Source organism: Wenzhouxiangella sp. YN1 (genome assembly GCF_056324145.1).
The window spans coordinates 1-1,384 of record NZ_JBJNIO010000103.1 but is presented as its reverse complement, the minus strand read 5'-3'; the positions used below and the strand labels follow the sequence as shown (position 1 = coordinate 1,384).

The following is a 1,384-nucleotide window of genomic DNA, read 5'->3' as shown; positions in this document are numbered from 1 at the left end:
GAGTTACTGTCAAGTCTGGTGTATGACCACTGGCTCATCAAGCGGCGTCCCTGCTGATTTTGCGTTCATCTATTCCGTCGATGAACTTCACGCCGGCAACGACATCGGCCAGTTGCCGGAAGCCCCGCAGTCTGCGCCAGCGTTTCTGCGCGCTCATGGCCAGTTGATGCATCAAGGCCACGCCGCTTTCGGCGCTGTAGCAATTTCGGGTCTTGGCCGTTCGGAGTCGAATGGTCGCAAAGGTCGACTCGATCGGATTGGTTGTCCTCAGGTGCTGCCAGTGGGCGGCCGGGAAGTCGTAGAAGGCCAGCAGGCGGTCACGGTCTGAAGCGAGATTGTCGGCCGCCTTGGGGTACTTGTCGCCGAAGGTTGCCAAGAAGCGCTCGAAGGCTTTCTCAGCCGTTCCCCGGCTATCGGCCTGCCAGATCTCATGGATCATCGACTTGGCCTGGGGCTGGACCCGCTTGGGCAGTTTGTCGAGGACATTGGCCGTCTTGTGCACCCAGCAGCGCTGCTGGCGGGTCGGTGGGTAGACTTCGCTTAAGGCCGCCCAGAAGCCCATGGCGCCGTCTCCAACCGCCAGCTTGGGCGGGACTTTCAGGCCACGATCGCGCAGCCCGAGCAACAGCGCCTTCCAGCTTTCGGTCGACTCCCGAAAGCCCTCGTCGATGGCCAGAAAATGCTTGTTTCCGTGGGCATCGCAGCCGATCAGCACCAGCACGCAGCGCCGGTCGGCCAAGCGCGCGTTGATGTAGATCCCGTCGGCCCACAAATAGACCATCTCGTGGCCGCGCCAGTCGCGCTGGCAGAAGGCTTCGTAGTCCTTCGTCCAGACCTTTTTGAGCCGGCTGATGGTGGCCGGCGACAGACCGCGAACCGACTCGCCAAACAAGGCGGTCAGGGCTTCATCGAAATCGTTGGTGGATACGCCTTTCAGGTACAGCCATGGCAGAACCGCTTCCAGGCGGCGGGTCTTTTTCAGGTACGGCGGCAGGATCAGCGACCGGAAACAGCGCCCACGCCCGGCACGATCGCGGGTCTTGGGCAGTTTCACCGAGACTGGCCCCACACCGGTCAGCACCTGCCGCTCAGGTTGGTAGCCATTACGAACCACATTGCGGCGCCCCTGATCGTCGGTGTCCTCATGCCGGCCCAGAAAGGCTTTCAGCTCAGCCTGGACGGCTTGTCGGATGGCAGTCTGGGCATGGGCACGGATCAGATCGGTCATCTCGTCTCGAAAAGCTGGATTCAGGAATGGAACTGTCGTATCGTTGCTCATGGCGGCATTCTCCTTGTCTGAAATCAGTGACTTCGTCATCTCTAATTTCAGCAGGGGTTGCCGCCGCTTTCAAGTCAGCTCATACACCAGATTTGATCGTAGCTC

Annotated in this window: 1 protein-coding gene; it reads right to left on the bottom strand. The window is 60.5% G+C overall.

The features are described 5' to 3' along the window. Positions 1 to 37: 37 nt before the first annotated feature. A complete protein-coding gene (locus ACEWQZ_RS02345; RefSeq protein WP_476481465.1) occupies positions 38 to 1,279 on the bottom strand; it encodes an IS256 family transposase in 1,242 nt (413 codons plus the stop codon). Between the last annotated feature and the right edge of the window lie 105 nt (positions 1,280 to 1,384).